Raw genomic sequence first — 15,330 nt, 5'->3', positions numbered from 1 at the left:
TTGCAATATAGGTGATAAATCATGCAGGGGTCAATCTTTTATGCAGTCAAAAGCTGCAGCGGTTTTCCGCAATTAAGCTGCTGTAATTGCAAATAAACTGTTTCATGGCTGCGGCTATTCCGAACCGGGCGCCTGCTGCAAAAAGGCCGAATCCAGCTGCTGAATTTTGCTATAGTGAGGGGATGTTTGGGGACAGTACAATAATGACATTTAATTTTGAAATTGACACTTCATGGTGCTTAGAGCAGCTGCAGAAAGACGGGCGCATTACTGAGCGGGATAAAATGCTGATCCAGACCACGCACCGCCAGCGTGAGCAACTGAAATGGCATCCATTGCAATGGATTGCGAATTTTAATTTGCCCGACCAGAGCCATCCGCAAACGGCTTTAACGCTGAACCGCCTGTGCCAGTGGCTGTCGGAAAAAAGCCAGCTGCCGTTCTATATTATTGACCCGCTGAAGGCGGATGTGCAGGCGCTGACTAATGTCATGTCGCAGGAATTCGCCATGCGCAATAAAATTCTTGCGGTCGAAATTCAGAATGACCATGTGCTGATTGCCACCGACCAGCCGTTTAAGTCGGAATGGGCGGCCAATCTGGAGCGCACGCTGTCGCCGCGGAAAATTCAGCGGGTGCTGCTGAATCCGGAGCAGCTGCAGCGCTATCTGGTGGAATACTATCAGGTCAGCCGCGCGGTCAATTCATCGCAAAAATCTTCCGCCTATGACCGTGAAAATAAAGGCGTGGAAGCGCTGCTGCAGCTGGGCGATTCGCAAAACCCGGATGCCAATGACCAGCATATTGTCAAGTTGGTGGACTGGGTGCTGCAGTTCGCCTTTGAGCAGAGCGCCAGCGATATTCATTTAGAGCCGCGCAAAGACACCGGCAAGGTGCGTTTCCGGATTGACGGCGTGCTGCACACCATCTACAACATGCCGGCCAATACCCTGACTGCGGTGATTTCGCGGATTAAAATTTTAGGGCGCATGAACGTGGCGGAAAAGCGCAAGCCGCAGGACGGGCGCCTGAAAACCCGCACGCCGAAAGGGCAGGAAACCGAACTGCGCTTATCCACCTTGCCGACTGCATTCGGCGAAAAGCTGGTGATGCGTATTTTTGATCCCGATGTTCTGGTGCGTAGCTTTCAGCAGCTGGGCTTTGAAGGGCGCCTGCAGGAGTCGTGGAATCAGCTGACCGGCCACAGCCACGGCATCATTTTGGTGACTGGGCCGACCGGTTCTGGCAAAACCACCACGCTGTATTCATCCTTAAAGCAGCTGGCGACAGAGCAGGTCAATGTCTGCACCATTGAAGACCCGATTGAAATGCTGGAGCCGAGCTTTAACCAGATGCAGGTCAATGCCGGCATTGAGCTGGGCTTCGCTGACGGCGTGCGCGCGCTGATGCGCCAAGATCCGGACATCATCATGGTCGGCGAGATCCGCGATCATGATACTGCCAATATGGCGATTCAGGCCGCTTTAACCGGCCATTTGGTGCTGTCGACTTTGCATACCAATGATGCGCCATCCAGCTTAACCAGGTTGCATGATTTGGGCGTGCAGCCGTTTCTAACCGCCGCCACCATTCTGGGCGTGCTGGCGCAGCGCCTGGTGCGCAAGCTGTGCCCGCACTGCAAGCAGGAAACGTTTATCAACGAGCAGGAGTGGAAGCATCTGACTTTTGACTATACGGTCGCAACGCCGAGTTTTGTCTTTAAGGCGGTGGGCTGTGAAGAATGCCGCCACACCGGCTATAAAGGCCGTGTCGGCATATATGAATTCATGCCGCTGAGCCTGGAAACCAAGCAGATGATTGGCGCGAATGCGGACTTGGCGCAGCTGCGCCAGCAGGCGCGCAAGGAAGGCATTGAACCGCTGCGGATTGCCGGCGCGCGCAAAGTGGTGGCGGGCGTGACTACGCTGGAAGAAGTGCTGCGCGTGGTGCCTTTGAACTAGCCCGGACTTTATGTTCATGTATCAAACAGCTTTCTTAAGATTCCGCTCATTTGAATTTGGTTTAATCACTTCAACGCAATAAAGCAACGACCCAGAGGCGAGAAAGATGAATGTATTAGCAAAAGCAATTTTAGCAGCCGGTTTTGCAGCGGCGGCTGCGGCATCCATGGCAAGTCCTGCGGCTCAAGCGCCGGCTGCGCCCGCACATGCGGAGCATCAGGCGGTCAACCATATGGCGTTTGCGCAGGCGGTTACGGTCAAGCAGGCTTTAACGCTTAAGGATGACAGCAAGGTTGAATTGAAAGGCCATGTGGTGAAAGCGCTGGGCGATGAGAAATATGAATTCCGCGACAGCACCGGCAGCATGACTGTGGAGATTGATGACAAGCTGTGGCACGGCAAAAAGGTTTCAGCGAAAACGCCGGTGACTTTAAGCGGCGAAGTGGATATTGATTACAAGCCGGCTAAGCATGTCAGCATTGATGTTGATGCGCTTAAATTTTAATTCAGCAGATGAATTGAATCTGTTCCGCGGATTCAGCAGGAAAACCACATGCCGGCGCATGTGGTTTTTGCATTGCGCTGAAGATGCGGAATTTGCATGCGGACAGGCGCCGCGCCCTGTTAAGATAAGCGGAAACAGCTGATTCAGGCATTTCATTTTCATTCAGATCAAGCAGAATGCGCAACGCAAGCGGAGGGGTTATGAGGATTTTACTGGCGGAAGATGACGTATCTCAGGCGCAGAGCATCAAGGAATGGCTGGAGATGGACGGCTACAGCATCGACTGGGTTGAGCGCGGCGATTATGCCATCGCCGCTATGGAGCAGCACCAGTATGACTGCGTGCTTTTGGACCGCGGCCTGCCCAGAGCCACCGGCGATGAAATTCTGCAGGCGCTGCGCAAAAAGCAGCTGAATACGCCGGTGATTTTCCTGACTGCGCGCGACAGCGTGCAAGACCGGGTTGAAGGGCTGGACCTGGGCGCCAATGACTATCTGGTGAAGCCGTTCAGCCTGGAAGAGCTGTCCGCGCGCGTGCGCAGCCAAATGCGCCAGAAGCACAGCGTTAACAGCCAGCAGATTCAGTTTGCCAATTTAACCTTGGACACGCAGGCTAAAATTGTGATTCAGGATGGCGCAGCGCTGGCGCTGACCGCAAAAGAATTTCAGATTCTGTATAAGCTGATGCAGAAGCCTGAGCATGTGATTACCCGCGAGCAGCTGGAAGAGTCGCTGTATGCCTGGGGCGATGAAATTGAAAGCAATGCGATTGAAGTATTCATCTATCAGCTGCGCAAAAAAATCGGCAGCCAGTACATTAAAACCATCCGCGGTTTAGGTTACCGCATGAACCGGCCGCAGGATTAAGGCATGCAGGCGCAGCGCGCGGTTTCCCTGCAGCGCAAGCTGGTCAAAACTTCGGTTTTCAGCTCGATTGCGGCCGGCTTAATTTCACTGCTGCTGCTGCTGGGCATTTCCGTGTATCAGACCATGCATCTGCAGGATGAGATCATGGATGAAATCTCCGATATGCTGCTGCTTGCGGATATCAGCCAGTCATCCGGCAAGCAGATTGATGAACTCAGTGACCAGTTTGATATTCATTACCGCCTGATTTATGCAGGGCAGACCTTAACTCAGTCCGAAGATGCGGAAAAAGCCGTATTTCAGTATCTGGCCAGCCATCATGCGCAGCCGGGCTATTCGCTGCTGTGGCATAAGCATGTGCTGTGGCGCGTGTATGTGCAGCATGAGTCGGGCATGACCCTGTACGCGGTGCAGCCTGTCGACGTGCGCTTTGAAGAAATCCTGTCTACGGCGGCCGGCTATATGGCTGTTTTGGCCGTGCTGTGGTGCCTGCAGTGGCTGATGGTGCATTTTTCAGTCAAGCGCCAGTTCAAATCCATTCATGCGCTGTCGCATCAGATTGCGGAAAAAAGCGCAGATGACCTGGAGCCGATTATTTCGCCCGAACCGCAGCTGGCCGAACTGCAGCCGATGGTGCAGCAGCTGAATTACATGCTGGAGCGGGTCAAGCAGGCTCTGCTGGCGGAACAGCGCTTTACCGCAGATGCATCGCATGAGCTGCGCTCGCCGCTATCCGCGATACAAATGCGCGTGCAGGTGCTGAAGCGCAAATATCAGGAGCATCCGCAGCTGCCTGCAGAGCTGATGCAGATTCAGCAGGATGTCAGCCGCGGCACGCAGGTGCTGGAAAACCTGCTGCTGCTGGCGCGGCTCGATCCATCCAACCCGGCAGACCTGCCTAAAACGGCGGTTGATTTGGCGGATGTGACGCACGAAGCGCTGCAGGCCTTGGCGCCTTTTATGCAGCGGAAAAATATTGAGGCTGCGCTGGATGTCAGCCCAAGTCCGGTTTTTGCCAATTCTGAGCTGGTGTTCACCTGCCTGCGCAATTTAATTGACAATGCCATCCGCTACGCGCAGGACCACGGCAAGCTGCGCATTTATGCAGGTGAAACGGAGCATCATGCGCTGTGGCGCATTGAAGACAATGGCTCGGAATTGACCGATGAAGTGCTGGCCCGCTTAGGCGAGCGCTTTTACCGCGCGCTGGGCACGCAAACGCAGGGCACCGGCTTGGGGCTGTCTATCTGCAGGAAGATTATTGAGCTGCATCAGGGCAAAATAGCGTTTTCCAAGTCTGCGCTGGGCGGCTTATGCGTGCAGATTTCTTTGCCTAAGCTGCAGTGATTTGTGCAGTGGCCTGAATGAAGTGAAGTTTTCTAAACTATTGCAAAATCTGCAATAAAAAAGCAGTATGCGCTGATTCATACTGCTTGTTCCCACGTTTATTATTATCCCGCTGTTCTAGTTATTTTGTGAGAATCAGCCGATTGTTGCGCGTTAAACGTAAACGGTATTCTTCTCCTGCATGCATAATGCGGATTTCACGGCCTAATGCGAACAAGTTGTTGGAATGCAGCATTGGCAATGCATGATGAGATTCGGTGCTGCGTGTAAATAAGCTAAATGGTGCGTTCATGCCTGGGGCTCCGTGGTGTGTAGTGAACGAATTAAATGATAATCATTATCGAATAAGGCTGTCAATGCTAAATACTAAGATTTTATAAAAAACTCAAAGCTGTTTACACTCAGTAATATTTAAGAAAAATGGATGCTGCCTAATGTCTAAACCCAATCTTCATGTCGCAATCGCCATTCTGCTGCATCAAAACAAAGTGCTGGCCGGCTGGCGCACCGCGCAGCAGCATCAGGGCAATAAGCATGAGTTTCCCGGCGGCAAAGTCGAAGCAGGGGAAACGCCTGTGGAAGCCTGCCGGCGGGAAGTTTTTGAAGAGGTCGGCATCGGACTGCATGACTGGCATGCATTCGATTTCATCCGCCATGAATATGACGATGTAATTGTCAATCTGCATTTATTTCACGCCGCCGTGCCGGATCAGCTGCTGAATGAAATCCAGCAGCCGTGGACCTGGTACAGCCGCGATCAGCTGTTGGATTTGAACTTTCCCAAAGCCAACACGGCTATGCTGAAGCGCCTGTACTGGCCGCATCAGATTAAAATTTCAGATGATTTGGCTGCGCTGCAGCAGCTGAGCGGGCAGCAGCTGCTGTATTGGCGGGTAGAGGCCGATCAGCAGCATGCCATCGCGCTGGCAGGCTGCGAAATTGATCATCTATCCCGGCTGATTGTCAATATTGAGCTGTGGAAGCAGCTGAACAGCATTCAGCAGCAAGGCATAGGCGCCATTCATTTGAAGCAGCCGCAGCTGCTGCAGCTGAAAAAAGGCGAGCTGAAAACCGGCTGGCGCTATATCGCCGCCTGCCATGACTTGGCGTCGGCCCTGCATGCGCAGTCTATCGGCTGCGACGCAATTCTGCTCAGCCCCGTGCTTGCAACCGCAACGCATCCGGAGGCATCGCCGCTGGGCTGGGAGCAGTTTGAACTGATCGCCCGGCAGCTGCAGATTCCGGCATTTGCGCTGGGCGGCATGAGGCAGGAATTATTGATTGAAGCGCAGCAGCATCATGCTTACGGCATTGCAGGCATGCGCTTCCTGTAAGGCATCATCAGATATAAGCGTGAAACTTGGTCTGGAAGCTTAAAGCCCTTTAAGCGCCTGCTGGGCTTTTTGAATGCTGGAGGCCTTATTCTGCTTTTGGCCGGCCTTCAGAATGACATTCCAAAGCTGCTTTTTCATGGCATTGCTCTGCGCGTAGCTCAGGCCGCGCTGCGCCAGCGCTTCGGCATTGGCCGGCTGATTCTTGCGGTTCGCAATCATGGCTAAATACAGGAAGGTCTCTGCAGATTGCGGCGCAAGGCGCTGCGCCTGCGTGGCGGCGTCTTCGGCTGCATTCAGCTGGCCTTTGGCGTATGCAGTCTGGGTCTGCTGCATCAGTTTTTTAAAGGCGGGCAGGCTGCGCCCGTCCTCAAACTTCTGCACGCGTTCCTGCTGCTCAGGAATCACAATGCGCTGGCGCTGAATTTCCGGACGGTCATCCGGGTGAATGACTACGCCGGAAGGTTCCCGGATCGGCTGTTTCTGTTCTTTCGGCGCCGGCTGCTTCTGCGCATCGCTGCTGATGGACGGTAGGCTTTGGCAGCCCGCAATGCCCAGCACGGCGGCGCTGATCAGGATCTTTTTAAGCATCAGTGGCGTTAACCTCAGTTATTGTAGCTGCCGCTGGAAATGACGCGGGGCTGGTCGGATGAATCCGCTTCCTGGCCGCTTTCACTTTCGCGAATGTAGTTTTCTATACTATCACTCTGCGCTGCAGGGTCCTGAGGCGCTTCTGCAGCGTTTGTGTAAGGCTGTACTTCATACTGCGGCTGGCCGCAGGCTGTTGCGCGCTTCGGAATTGAATTGCGCAGCAGCGGAATATAAATCGCGCCTTCGCAGCCGGAAGCGGACAGGTCGCCGCTATTGCGGTCCAGCCAATGCCACTGCACCTCATTCGGCTGGCGCAAATTCACCGGCTTTTGACGCAGCTGCTTCATGACATTCGTCCATACCGGCAGCGCGCCGGAAGAGCCGGTCAGGCCGGTAATTTTGTTGTCATCCAGCCCCAGCCAAACTACGGCGGCATAGTTGCCTGAATAGCCGGCAAACCATGAGTCGCGGGTGTCATTGGTGGTGCCCGATTTGCCGGCCAGCTCCAGTGAAGTCGGGAGCGTTCTGTAGGCAGAACGGCCGGTGCCGGAAGCCATCACCTGCTGCAGGCCGTAATTCAGCACATAAGCCGCCGCCGGATCAATCGTCGGCTGCACCGACAGGCTGTAGCGGTCCAGCGTGCGTCCGCTGCTGTCGACCACAGTGCGGATGGATTTCACCGGATACTTGAAGCCGCCGGTTGCGAAGTTGCCGTAAAGGCTCATCACTTCCATTGGCGACATATCTACTGCGCCTAGGTAAATGGAAGGGTAGTTCGGAATGCTGGAAGTAACGCCAAATTTCTTCAAATGGTTGATGAAAGTCGCGATGCCGAATTCCTGGCCTAAGCGCACCGCAGACAGGTTATAGGAGTTGGACAGCGCCTGCACCATAGGCACAACGCCGTGTTCGCCGCCGCTGTAGTTTTTCGGTGTCCAGGCCTTGCCTTCGCTTTGCACGCTGATGCTGCTGTCCTGAATCTGGCTGGCCCAGTTGTAGCGGCCGGATTCAATTGCGCTTAAATAAATTACCGGTTTGAGCAGGGAGCCGACTTGGCGCTTTGCATCGACAGCGCGGTTAAAGCCGGTGAAGTCCTGAGTCGAGCCGACGGCTGCGACCAATTCGCCATTTTCCGGATGGGTAATCAGCACCGCGCCCTGCAGCTCCTTCAAGCGTTTCGGATTGGCGCTGCTTAAGCGCGCGACCGTATCTTTAAAGCTGTTCTGAATGCGGGTCTGCGCAATCGGGTCTAACGTAGTGAAAATGCGCAGGCCCTGATTGGTTAAATCGCCTTCCTGATATTCTGTGCGCAACTGGCGGCGCACAATATCCAGAAAGTCCGGGAAGCGGGCAGGGCCAAGCGTCGGCTTGGAAATGACATTCAATGGGCGCGCAGTTTCAGTTTCATACTGCTTCTGGGTTAAATAGCCCATGACCAGCATATTGTTCAGCACAATATTGCGGCGCTTTGTGGCCGCTTCAGGGTTGCGCCAAGGATTATATAAAGTCGGGCCTTGAACCAGGCCAACCAGGAAAGCCTGCTGTGAAATATTCAGCTCGCGCAGCGGCAGGCCGAAATAGAACTGCGAGGCCAGGCCGTAGCCGTTAATTGAATAATTGCCGTTTTGGCCCAGATTCACTTCATTCAGGTAGGCTTCAAGAATTTCATCTTTATCGTAGTGCAGTTCAATCAGCAGGGCCATCAGCGCTTCATTCACCTTGCGCTTCAGGGTTTTCTCAGGAGACAGATAGAAGTTTTTGACCAGCTGCTGGGTTAAAGTCGAGCCGCCCTGGCGCTTGCCGCCGGTGACGTTGCTGACTATCGCGCGCGCGGTGCCGCGGATTGATACGCCATGATGATGATAGAAATTGCGGTCTTCTGTCGCAATTAAAGCTTCAATCAGCGGCTTCGGCACTTTGTTTAGCTTAATCAGCACGCGGTCTTCGTTATGCTGCGGATAAATCCCGCCAATCAGCAGTGGCTCCAAACGCGCAATGCCGCTGGATGACGGTTTGGTCGCGCTGACATCGGTCACTTGGTCTTTGCCGAAGGAAATTTTTAAAACCTGCTCAGGCTCAACACGGTCGCCAAAGTCAAAGCCGCGGGTATGCACGTACATTTCATTGCCGGAAACCACGAAACTGCCGGTTTTGGCATAGCTCTCGGCGCCCGCATAGCCCAGCATTTTCAGCTCTTCACGCAAATCATCCTGGCTGACAGGCGCATTGGTATAGATTTCCAGCGGGCGCGCGAATACCTTCGCGGGAATATCCCAGCGCTGTCCTTCAAATTTGGCTCTGACAATGTTGTCAATCTTGATCAGATAGACACTGAAAGCGACGAATGCGCCAATCACCAGAACACAAAAAATGAATGCAATAGTACCTATGCCGCGTTCAGACTTCATAAATGCTGATAAGATCCTGAGAAATTTCGCTAATCATGCGAAGCTTTTACGCAATTTGCAATAATTAAACTGTATATGTATGCAAAAGATGAATTTATCAGTCAGATAAATTAGCAATTCAAAGTTTTTTTAAATCAAAAGCGTTAATGCTATGATAAGCGTGAAGCGTAGCGGAGCAATGGCGCAGGTGCAAATTTCACACAAGGCATTTCGAAACATCGGATTAATCGGGCGTCCTGATAAATCTTCGGTGGTTGAAACTTTATGCCTGATTCACGATCATTTATTAAGTCTGGGACTGCATCCTGTTTTTGATACAGAAACGGCTGAACTGGTGCCTTATTCCAATACGCAAACGGTCAGCAAAGCCTTGCTGGGCGAGGTTGTCGATTTGGTGATTGTGGTTGGCGGCGACGGCTCGCTGCTGCATGCAGCCCGCGCTTTGGTTAAGTTCAATATTCCGGTCATTGGCGTGAACCGCGGCCGTTTGGGCTTTTTAACCGATATTAAGCCGACAGAAGTGATTTTCAAGCTGGATCAGGTGCTGAAAGGCGAGTTTCAGCTGGACCGGCGCTTTCTGCTGGAAATTGAAATCCGCTCCAAAGGCGAAACCATTTACGATGCGGTTGCGCTGAATGACGTGGTGCTGCATTCTGGAAAATCGGTGCATATGATCGATTTTGAGCTGAATATTGACGGGCAGTATGTCTACCGCCAGCACAGCGACGGCCTGATTGTGTCTACGCCGACAGGCTCTACCGCCTATGCCTTGTCCGGCGGCGGGCCCATTGTACATCCGGGCATGGACGCGATTGCGCTGGTGCCGATGCATCCGCATACTTTGTCGTCCCGGCCGATTGTCGTCGGCGGCCACAGTGAAATTAAAATTTTAATCCGTGAAAACCGCGTGCTTCCAATGGTCAGCGCGGACGGCCAGAACAGTGTTTCACTGGGCGTCGGAGACAGCTTACATATCCGTAAGCATCCCTTTAAACTGAATTTGCTTCATCCGCCGGGCTATGACTTCTATATGGCGTGCCGCACCAAGCTCGGATGGAACCAGGATTTTGACTCATTTAAACAGGATTAACCCATGAATATTGAACAGATGCTTGCCGTACTTAATCCTGAAATTGTGGAGCGCTTGAAAACCGCAGTTGAAATTGGCAAATGGCCAAACGGTATCGCTTTAAGCCAGGAGCAGCGCCAAATCTGCATGCAGGCGGTGTATGCATGGGAAATAAAGCATTTGCCGGAAAATGAGCGCAGCGGCTATATTGACCGCGGCAGCAAGGAAGAAGGCGAAGTCTGTGAAGATGACCATCACAAAACTGAGCCTGAGTTTAAGCCGATCCGCTTTATTTAAGCTTGGGCTTAAACAGCCAGCCCGCTTGATTCAGCAATCGGCATAAAAGCCGGCATTATGCCTAATGCCAGTTTGTTTCACTTATTGATAAATCTCCCCTAGCGCCTGCTGTTGCGTAAGGGGAAGATTGAAATTCCTTAACTGATTCAATATTAAGCGCCATGCCGGCTTTCAGCTTTCCATGCTGATTTCATACACCTGGCCATTTTCAAAGCTGACGCACAGCACATACTGGCTGGCTCCTGCAGGCAGCATGAAGTCCAGATGGTTTTCATGATAGGCAATATCTTCTTCAGTCAAGCCTTCAGCGCTTAAAAACGCATGCTCATCCAGCTCCAGCTTGTCAATAATCTGCTCTGCGCTGGGTTTCGGCGAGCCGAAATGCATGGTCCAGTATTCAGCGCCAATTTCATCCAAATGGTGCTGGATGAACAGCATCACGCTCTGCGTAAAGGCATTTTTAAAGCTGACTGCGTCATACAGCGCAGACCGCGCTAAAAACTCTTTGCTGCCTTGCTGCGTATCGGGTGTCTTATCCATGGCTATTCCTTGATTTTTTTATTTTTAGAATATTCCTTCGCATTTTAAATTAGCAGTTTAGTTCCGCCATGCCTAGCGGAACTCAGCCTAGACTGTAAACTGATGCTGCGCCTAATGGCTGTTACGCGTGTCCCACAGCGCTTTCGCTTTGTCCATGGCGGCCTCATAGCTGCTGCAGGCGCCCATGGCGTACAGCGCAATGCCCATGGTTTCCACGGCGGCGGTTTCACCGTATTCATGGTTTTGCCGGCCTTCCCAGACCGCTTGAAATACTGCCAAATCCAGTTCATCTTCAGCAGGGCTGCGGTTGTCGGTCAGCTTAGGCAGCTCATGCTCATACATCACGCCGTCCTTAATGCCGCAAATCAGGGTTTTTGCATCCGGATTGCGTTCAAATTCGCCGCCTTCGCCTTTAATGACTGCGCTGTTTTTATAGCCCAGCTTAAAGGCCGCCTGCTGATGCGAGCTGCGGTAAGCCGGGTGGAAAATCGCCTGCATTGTTGCCTTGGCATTAAATGGGTTGATCAGCCGGGCCAGAGTGTGGATCGGCGAGCGCAGGCCCATGACATTGCGCAGTGAAATCAGCTCGTCCAGAATCGGCGAAATGGCGTGCAGCGGCAGGTAGGCGAAATTGCGCTGCGCCAGCTGCGCTTCAACTTCACTGTCATTTTCGCAGACAGGGTAGCCCAAATACTGCAGAACCTGCTCAGTGTACAGGCGGTTGACGGTATGCCCGGAAGCGCCGTGCATCACTACTCTGTAGCCGTGCTTTGCCAGCGTCAGGGCCGCCAGCAGGAACCACGGATAATGCTTGCGCTTTCCGGCATAAGATGACCAGTCCAAATCGACCTGCAGCGGCTTGAACTGCAGCTGGTCGCGTGTTGCCTGCACAAAGCCGGCCAGTTCATCTACCGATTCTTCTTTCACCCGCAGCAGCATCAGGAATGCGCCGAGCTGAACATCCAGCACTTCATTTTTTAAAATCATGCTGAAGGCCTGATAGGCTTCATCATAAGTCAAGGAGCGGGCACCATTTTTGCCTTTGCCGACAATGCGGACAAACTGCGCAAAAGGGTGTTCAAAGTCTTTATAGATATTACGTTTTGTATTCATCAGGCCGGCTTTTGCAATATACAGTCAGGTTTTATAGTCTACTGTGATAATTGGTATTTTTCAGCCCGTTTTGTCCAGTAAATTGGTTTGCTCATAGACCATAGTCTAGTATGGTTGGCTTATTAATTAATCAAATTTAACATTTGAGGCGAAACAAAACCGGAAAAATTAGGTAAAATTTAACCGTAATTTTTGTGTGTTCCTCTCTCCTGACCATCCGCCAAATGCAATTTTGGCATGGCGTGATTTTTTCATAAATCACATCACACTTTTTTTCAATTTTCTGAGTATTGAGTCGTCTCAATGCTGTGGTGCTCTTTTGTCGGCGGCAAATGAGTTTGGGCTGTTTATTTTTGCAAAATAGGCAAAAAATGGAAGCTTCTGGATTCAGAAGCAGATCGTGAAGAATTCTCATGGCTAAAAAACCAATTTATAAGTCGCTGTACTTTCAGGTAATTGTTGCAATCATCGCGGGTATTTTGGTAGGGCATTTTTACCCAAGCGGCACTCATGCTGTAAACGGTACTGAACAATATGTAAAAGGCTTAGGCGAGCAATTATATCCTTTAGGACAAGGCTTTATTAAGCTGATCAAAATGATCATTGCCCCAGTAATTTTCTGTACCGTGGTCAGCGGCATCGCCGGCATGGAAAGCATGAAGTCTGTGGGCAAAACGGGCGGTATTGCGCTGCTGTATTTTGAAATTGTTTCGACCATTGCGCTGGTTATTGGCCTATTGGTCATTAATATTGCAAAACCGGGCGTTGGCATGAATGTCGACCCTGCGTCTTTAGATACGTCAGGCATTTCTAAATATGTGGAATCTGGCGTTGCGCAGTCAACAACCGATTTTTTCATGAATATTATTCCTGATACGGTTGTCGGCGCATTTGCTCAAGGCGAAATCCTTCAGGTACTTTTATTTGCGCTGCTGTTCGGTTTTGCGCTGCATAAATTAGGCGAGGCCGGCAAGCCGGTATTGAAGTTCATTGATCAAATTTCGCATGTGTTCTTCAACATTGTAAATATGATCATGAAGCTGGCTCCAATTGGCGCATTCGGCGCAATGGCCTATACCATTGGCAAATACGGCATTGGCTCACTGGCGCAGCTGGCGCAGCTGATCATCTGCTTCTACATTACCTGCCTGCTGTTCATTTTCCTGATTTTAGGCACGATTTCCCGCATTTGCGGTTTCAGCATCCTGAAAATGATCCGCATGATCCGCGAGGAATTGCTGATTGTGCTGGGGACTTCATCTTCAGAATCTGTGCTGCCGCGCATGCTGAAAAAGCTTGAAATTGCCGGCTGTGAAAAATCTGTAGTAGGTTTGGTTATTCCGACAGGCTATTCATTTAACCTGGACGGCACGTCCATCTACTTAACCATGGCGGCGATTTTCATTGCGCAGGCAACCAATACGCAGCTGGATCTCAGCCATCAGATTACTTTGCTGGCGGTCTTGCTGATTTCGTCTAAAGGCGCAGCTGGCGTAACGGGTTCAGGCTTTATTGTAATGGCGGCGACCTTGTCTGCTGTGGGCCATATTCCAGTGGCGGGCTTGGCGCTGATTCTCGGCATTGACCGCTTCATGTCTGAAGCGCGCGCATTGACCAACCTGGTTGGCAACTCCCTGGCAACAATTGTTGTGGCGAAATGGGTAGGCCAGCTGGACACGGATAAATTGAATCATGCCTTGGCGAATCCGGAAGATGTGGACCGTCAAATGGCGGAAGAAAACACCCAGCATGCTTAATTCAGGCTAAGCGGCGCGGCGGTTCGGGGATAGCCCGCTGCTGAGCCATAGCATGATTTGAGAACAAAACCTGAGCCTAAAGCATTGGAGTGCCGCTGTAAATCAGCACTTCAGCGCGAAGGCTCAGGTTTTGCTGTTTCAGAGCCGCGTATTTTATTCAGGGTCTGAAGCATTGCCTTGGCGGGAAGGAAAAAAGCTGTCCAGTCAAAAAGCCAGTCAGTTAAGACATTGACTGGTGTTTTCTTTTCAACTTTCAGATATTTAAAAATATTTTTAAAAAACAATTGTATATCTTTTAGTTTTGATGAAAATAAGATAATTTATACACTCTTAAGTTTCAGTGCTTGCACTGCCTCATTTTTACTTTAAAAGTTTAAACGTCTTTGCGTAGGCAAGATCCTCCTTTGGAAAGATCCAAAGGAGACAAAAGTCTTTTGTTGCCCATACACGGCATCCCTGCCGTGATGGGCAACATGCGGCATCCATGCCGCACACGAGTATCCAAAGTTTGTTCTACTTAACGATAGGATAGTAAGACTCCGCCGTGAATAATCCCAATTTAAGGAATTTATATTGAAATTCCTTAACTGATCAGCATTAGTCCAGTCAAAAGCGGATAAAGCAAAGGGAACCCAATAGCGGTTCCCTTTGCTGATTGAAGCTTTAGCTTTGGCGGAATTCAGCGCTTAGCGCGAACGGCGCCCGCGGGGCGCTTTGGTGTTCGGGCGCGTTGTGCCATTGGTTTTGCGGCGCGGCTTTTCGCTGTCATCCATTTGCCAAATGCGCTTGGTACCGGATTTCTTTACAGAACCGTCTTTGTTCTTGCGCACCATAGGCTTGCCGCCTGTGCCGCCCGGTTTTTTCACGTATGAACGCGAACGGTATGGTTCTTCCGCAGGAACATTTTGGAAGTCCGGGTAAAGAAGCGGCTCAATTTCCTTGGTTTCACCCGGCTTCAGGCCCATTTGCACAAGATCAATTGCGCCAATGCGCGTGCGGATCAGGCGCAGGGTCGGGAAGCCGACAGCGGAAGTCATGCGGCGCACCTGGCGGTTGCGGCCTTCGCAAATTGAAATTTCAACCCATGAGGTTGGAACAGACGCGCGGAAACGGACAGGCGGCGTGCGTTCCCACAGCCATTCAGGTTCAGAAGCTTTCTCAGCTTTAGCCGGCAGTGTCATGCCGTCCTTCAGCTCAACGCCTTTACGCAATTGCTCAAGCGCTTCTTCAGTTACGTCACCTTCCACCTGAACTAAATAAGTTTTGAACTTTTTATTTTCAGGATTGGTGATGTACTGGTTCAGGCCGCCGTGATCGGTTAAAAAGACCAAACCTTCAGAATCCATGTCCAAACGGCCAGCAAGGCGCAAAGCCGGATCGTCAATGAAATCTGCCATAGTCTGGTGCTTTTCATCAGGACGAAATTGGGAGAGGACGTCATAAGGTTTGTTAAGAATGACAATTTTCATTATAACCAACTAATATAAATAAATAAAATTTTTGTGCCTTGTCAAGTTACCCGTTTGATTACCCGTTTTGAAGGAG

The 15,330-nt window shown here is 51.4% G+C and carries 15 protein-coding genes; 8 read left to right on the top strand and 7 right to left on the bottom strand.

Going from position 1 to position 15,330, the window contains the following annotated elements; genetic code table 11:
• The first annotated feature begins 203 nt into the window (after window positions 1–203).
• Window positions 204–1,961, top strand: coding sequence for a GspE/PulE family protein (locus tag BEN74_RS04940; protein ID WP_068911276.1), 1,758 nt, complete (start codon window positions 204–206; stop codon window positions 1,959–1,961).
• 21 nt (window positions 1,962–1,982) lie between these two features.
• Here the strand turns inward: BEN74_RS04940 and BEN74_RS19305 are convergent, their stop codons facing one another.
• Window positions 1,983–2,129, bottom strand: a complete 147-nt coding sequence (locus BEN74_RS19305) for a hypothetical protein (protein WP_162898108.1) — start codon at window positions 2,127–2,129, stop codon at window positions 1,983–1,985.
• Between BEN74_RS19305 and BEN74_RS04935 the strand changes: the two genes are divergently transcribed.
• The 3 genes from BEN74_RS04935 (at window position 2,128) to BEN74_RS04920 (ending at window position 4,679) form a co-directional block, all read left to right on the top strand.
• Window positions 2,128–2,466 (top strand): NirD/YgiW/YdeI family stress tolerance protein, encoded by a 339-nt coding sequence (locus BEN74_RS04935; protein WP_416240768.1) that lies wholly within the window; start codon window positions 2,128–2,130, stop codon window positions 2,464–2,466. The two genes, BEN74_RS19305 and BEN74_RS04935, sit on opposite strands and share 2 nt — an antisense overlap.
• Before the next feature lie 200 nt (window positions 2,467–2,666).
• The gene (locus BEN74_RS04925; RefSeq protein WP_068911352.1) at window positions 2,667–3,332 is read left to right on the top strand and encodes a response regulator transcription factor; all 666 of its coding nucleotides are present in this window, start codon (window positions 2,667–2,669) and stop codon (window positions 3,330–3,332) included.
• Between the two features lie 3 nt (window positions 3,333–3,335).
• Window positions 3,336–4,679, top strand: a complete 1,344-nt coding sequence (locus tag BEN74_RS04920) for a sensor histidine kinase (RefSeq protein WP_068911279.1) — start codon at window positions 3,336–3,338, stop codon at window positions 4,677–4,679.
• 121 nt (window positions 4,680–4,800) lie between these two features.
• On the opposite strand, the gene hemP is transcribed toward BEN74_RS04920, so the two are convergent.
• Window positions 4,801–4,971, bottom strand: a complete 171-nt coding sequence (gene hemP / locus BEN74_RS04915) for a hemin uptake protein HemP (protein WP_067670649.1) — start codon at window positions 4,969–4,971, stop codon at window positions 4,801–4,803.
• Window positions 4,972–5,113: 142 nt separating this feature from the next.
• On the opposite strand from hemP, the gene BEN74_RS04910 reads away from it, so the two are divergent.
• Window positions 5,114–6,013, top strand: coding sequence for an NUDIX domain-containing protein (locus BEN74_RS04910; protein ID WP_068911280.1), 900 nt, complete (start codon window positions 5,114–5,116; stop codon window positions 6,011–6,013).
• A gap of 39 nt (window positions 6,014–6,052) precedes the next feature.
• Here the strand turns inward: BEN74_RS04910 and BEN74_RS04905 are convergent, their stop codons facing one another.
• Window positions 6,053–6,601, bottom strand: a complete 549-nt coding sequence (locus BEN74_RS04905) for a hypothetical protein (RefSeq protein WP_068911281.1) — start codon at window positions 6,599–6,601, stop codon at window positions 6,053–6,055.
• A 14-nt stretch (window positions 6,602–6,615) separates the two neighbouring features.
• Window positions 6,616–9,009 carry a penicillin-binding protein 1B gene (gene mrcB, locus BEN74_RS04900; RefSeq protein WP_068911282.1) on the bottom strand — a complete coding sequence of 798 codons (2,394 nt, stop codon included), beginning with the start codon at window positions 9,007–9,009 and terminating at the stop codon, window positions 6,616–6,618.
• Window positions 9,010–9,160: 151 nt separating this feature from the next.
• Between mrcB and BEN74_RS04895 the strand changes: the two genes are divergently transcribed.
• Window positions 9,161–10,099 carry an NAD(+) kinase gene (locus BEN74_RS04895; protein ID WP_068911283.1) on the top strand — a complete coding sequence of 313 codons (939 nt, stop codon included), beginning with the start codon at window positions 9,161–9,163 and terminating at the stop codon, window positions 10,097–10,099.
• Between the two features lie 3 nt (window positions 10,100–10,102).
• A complete protein-coding gene (locus tag BEN74_RS04890; protein ID WP_068911284.1) occupies window positions 10,103–10,375 on the top strand; it encodes a YeaC family protein in 273 nt (90 codons plus the stop codon).
• A 171-nt stretch (window positions 10,376–10,546) separates the two neighbouring features.
• Here the strand turns inward: BEN74_RS04890 and BEN74_RS04885 are convergent, their stop codons facing one another.
• Together BEN74_RS04885 and BEN74_RS04880 are read right to left on the bottom strand one after the other, a co-directional pair.
• Window positions 10,547–10,915: a DUF2004 domain-containing protein gene (locus BEN74_RS04885; RefSeq protein WP_068911285.1), complete on the bottom strand. Its 369-nt coding sequence runs from the start codon at window positions 10,913–10,915 to the stop codon at window positions 10,547–10,549.
• A 111-nt stretch (window positions 10,916–11,026) separates the two neighbouring features.
• Entirely contained in the window at window positions 11,027–12,028 is a 1,002-nt protein-coding gene (locus BEN74_RS04880) for a glycosyl transferase family protein (protein WP_068911286.1), read from the bottom strand.
• A gap of 413 nt (window positions 12,029–12,441) precedes the next feature.
• Here BEN74_RS04880 and BEN74_RS04870 point away from each other — a divergent pair, with 413 nt between their 5' ends.
• Entirely contained in the window at window positions 12,442–13,785 is a 1,344-nt protein-coding gene (locus BEN74_RS04870) for a dicarboxylate/amino acid:cation symporter (RefSeq protein WP_068911288.1), read from the top strand.
• A gap of 686 nt (window positions 13,786–14,471) precedes the next feature.
• On the opposite strand, the gene BEN74_RS04865 is transcribed toward BEN74_RS04870, so the two are convergent.
• Entirely contained in the window at window positions 14,472–15,254 is a 783-nt protein-coding gene (locus BEN74_RS04865) for an rRNA large subunit pseudouridine synthase E (RefSeq protein ID WP_068911289.1), read from the bottom strand.
• Window positions 15,255–15,330: the final 76 nt, after the last annotated feature.

It is taken from the genome of Acinetobacter sp. WCHAc010034 (genome assembly GCF_001696615.3).
GTDB lineage: Bacteria > Pseudomonadota > Gammaproteobacteria > Pseudomonadales > Moraxellaceae > Acinetobacter.
This window is presented reverse-complemented; position numbering and strand designations above follow the sequence as displayed.

Bases quoted from the DNA above. Each gene is read 5' to 3' on its own strand.
- BEN74_RS04920 (WP_068911279.1), top strand. From the start codon at position 3,336: ATGCAGGCGCAGCGCGCGGTTTCCCTGCAGCGCAAGCTGGTCAAAACT.
- BEN74_RS04940 (WP_068911276.1), top strand. From the start codon at position 204: ATGACATTTAATTTTGAAATTGACACTTCATGGTGCTTAGAGCAGCTG.
- mrcB (WP_068911282.1), bottom strand. From the start codon at position 9,009: ATGAAGTCTGAACGCGGCATAGGTACTATTGCATTCATTTTTTGTGTT.
- BEN74_RS04870 (WP_068911288.1), top strand. From the start codon at position 12,442: ATGGCTAAAAAACCAATTTATAAGTCGCTGTACTTTCAGGTAATTGTT.
- BEN74_RS04865 (WP_068911289.1), bottom strand. From the start codon at position 15,254: ATGAAAATTGTCATTCTTAACAAACCTTATGACGTCCTCTCCCAATTT.
- BEN74_RS19305 (WP_162898108.1), bottom strand. From the start codon at position 2,129: ATGGATGCCGCAGCCGCCGCTGCAAAACCGGCTGCTAAAATTGCTTTT.
- BEN74_RS04880 (WP_068911286.1), bottom strand. From the start codon at position 12,028: ATGAATACAAAACGTAATATCTATAAAGACTTTGAACACCCTTTTGCG.
- BEN74_RS04885 (WP_068911285.1), bottom strand. From the start codon at position 10,915: ATGGATAAGACACCCGATACGCAGCAAGGCAGCAAAGAGTTTTTAGCG.
- BEN74_RS04935 (WP_416240768.1), top strand. From the start codon at position 2,128: ATGGCAAGTCCTGCGGCTCAAGCGCCGGCTGCGCCCGCACATGCGGAG.
- hemP (WP_067670649.1), bottom strand. From the start codon at position 4,971: ATGAACGCACCATTTAGCTTATTTACACGCAGCACCGAATCTCATCAT.
- BEN74_RS04895 (WP_068911283.1), top strand. From the start codon at position 9,161: ATGATAAGCGTGAAGCGTAGCGGAGCAATGGCGCAGGTGCAAATTTCA.
- BEN74_RS04905 (WP_068911281.1), bottom strand. From the start codon at position 6,601: ATGCTTAAAAAGATCCTGATCAGCGCCGCCGTGCTGGGCATTGCGGGC.
- BEN74_RS04925 (WP_068911352.1), top strand. From the start codon at position 2,667: ATGAGGATTTTACTGGCGGAAGATGACGTATCTCAGGCGCAGAGCATC.
- BEN74_RS04910 (WP_068911280.1), top strand. From the start codon at position 5,114: ATGTCTAAACCCAATCTTCATGTCGCAATCGCCATTCTGCTGCATCAA.
- BEN74_RS04890 (WP_068911284.1), top strand. From the start codon at position 10,103: ATGAATATTGAACAGATGCTTGCCGTACTTAATCCTGAAATTGTGGAG.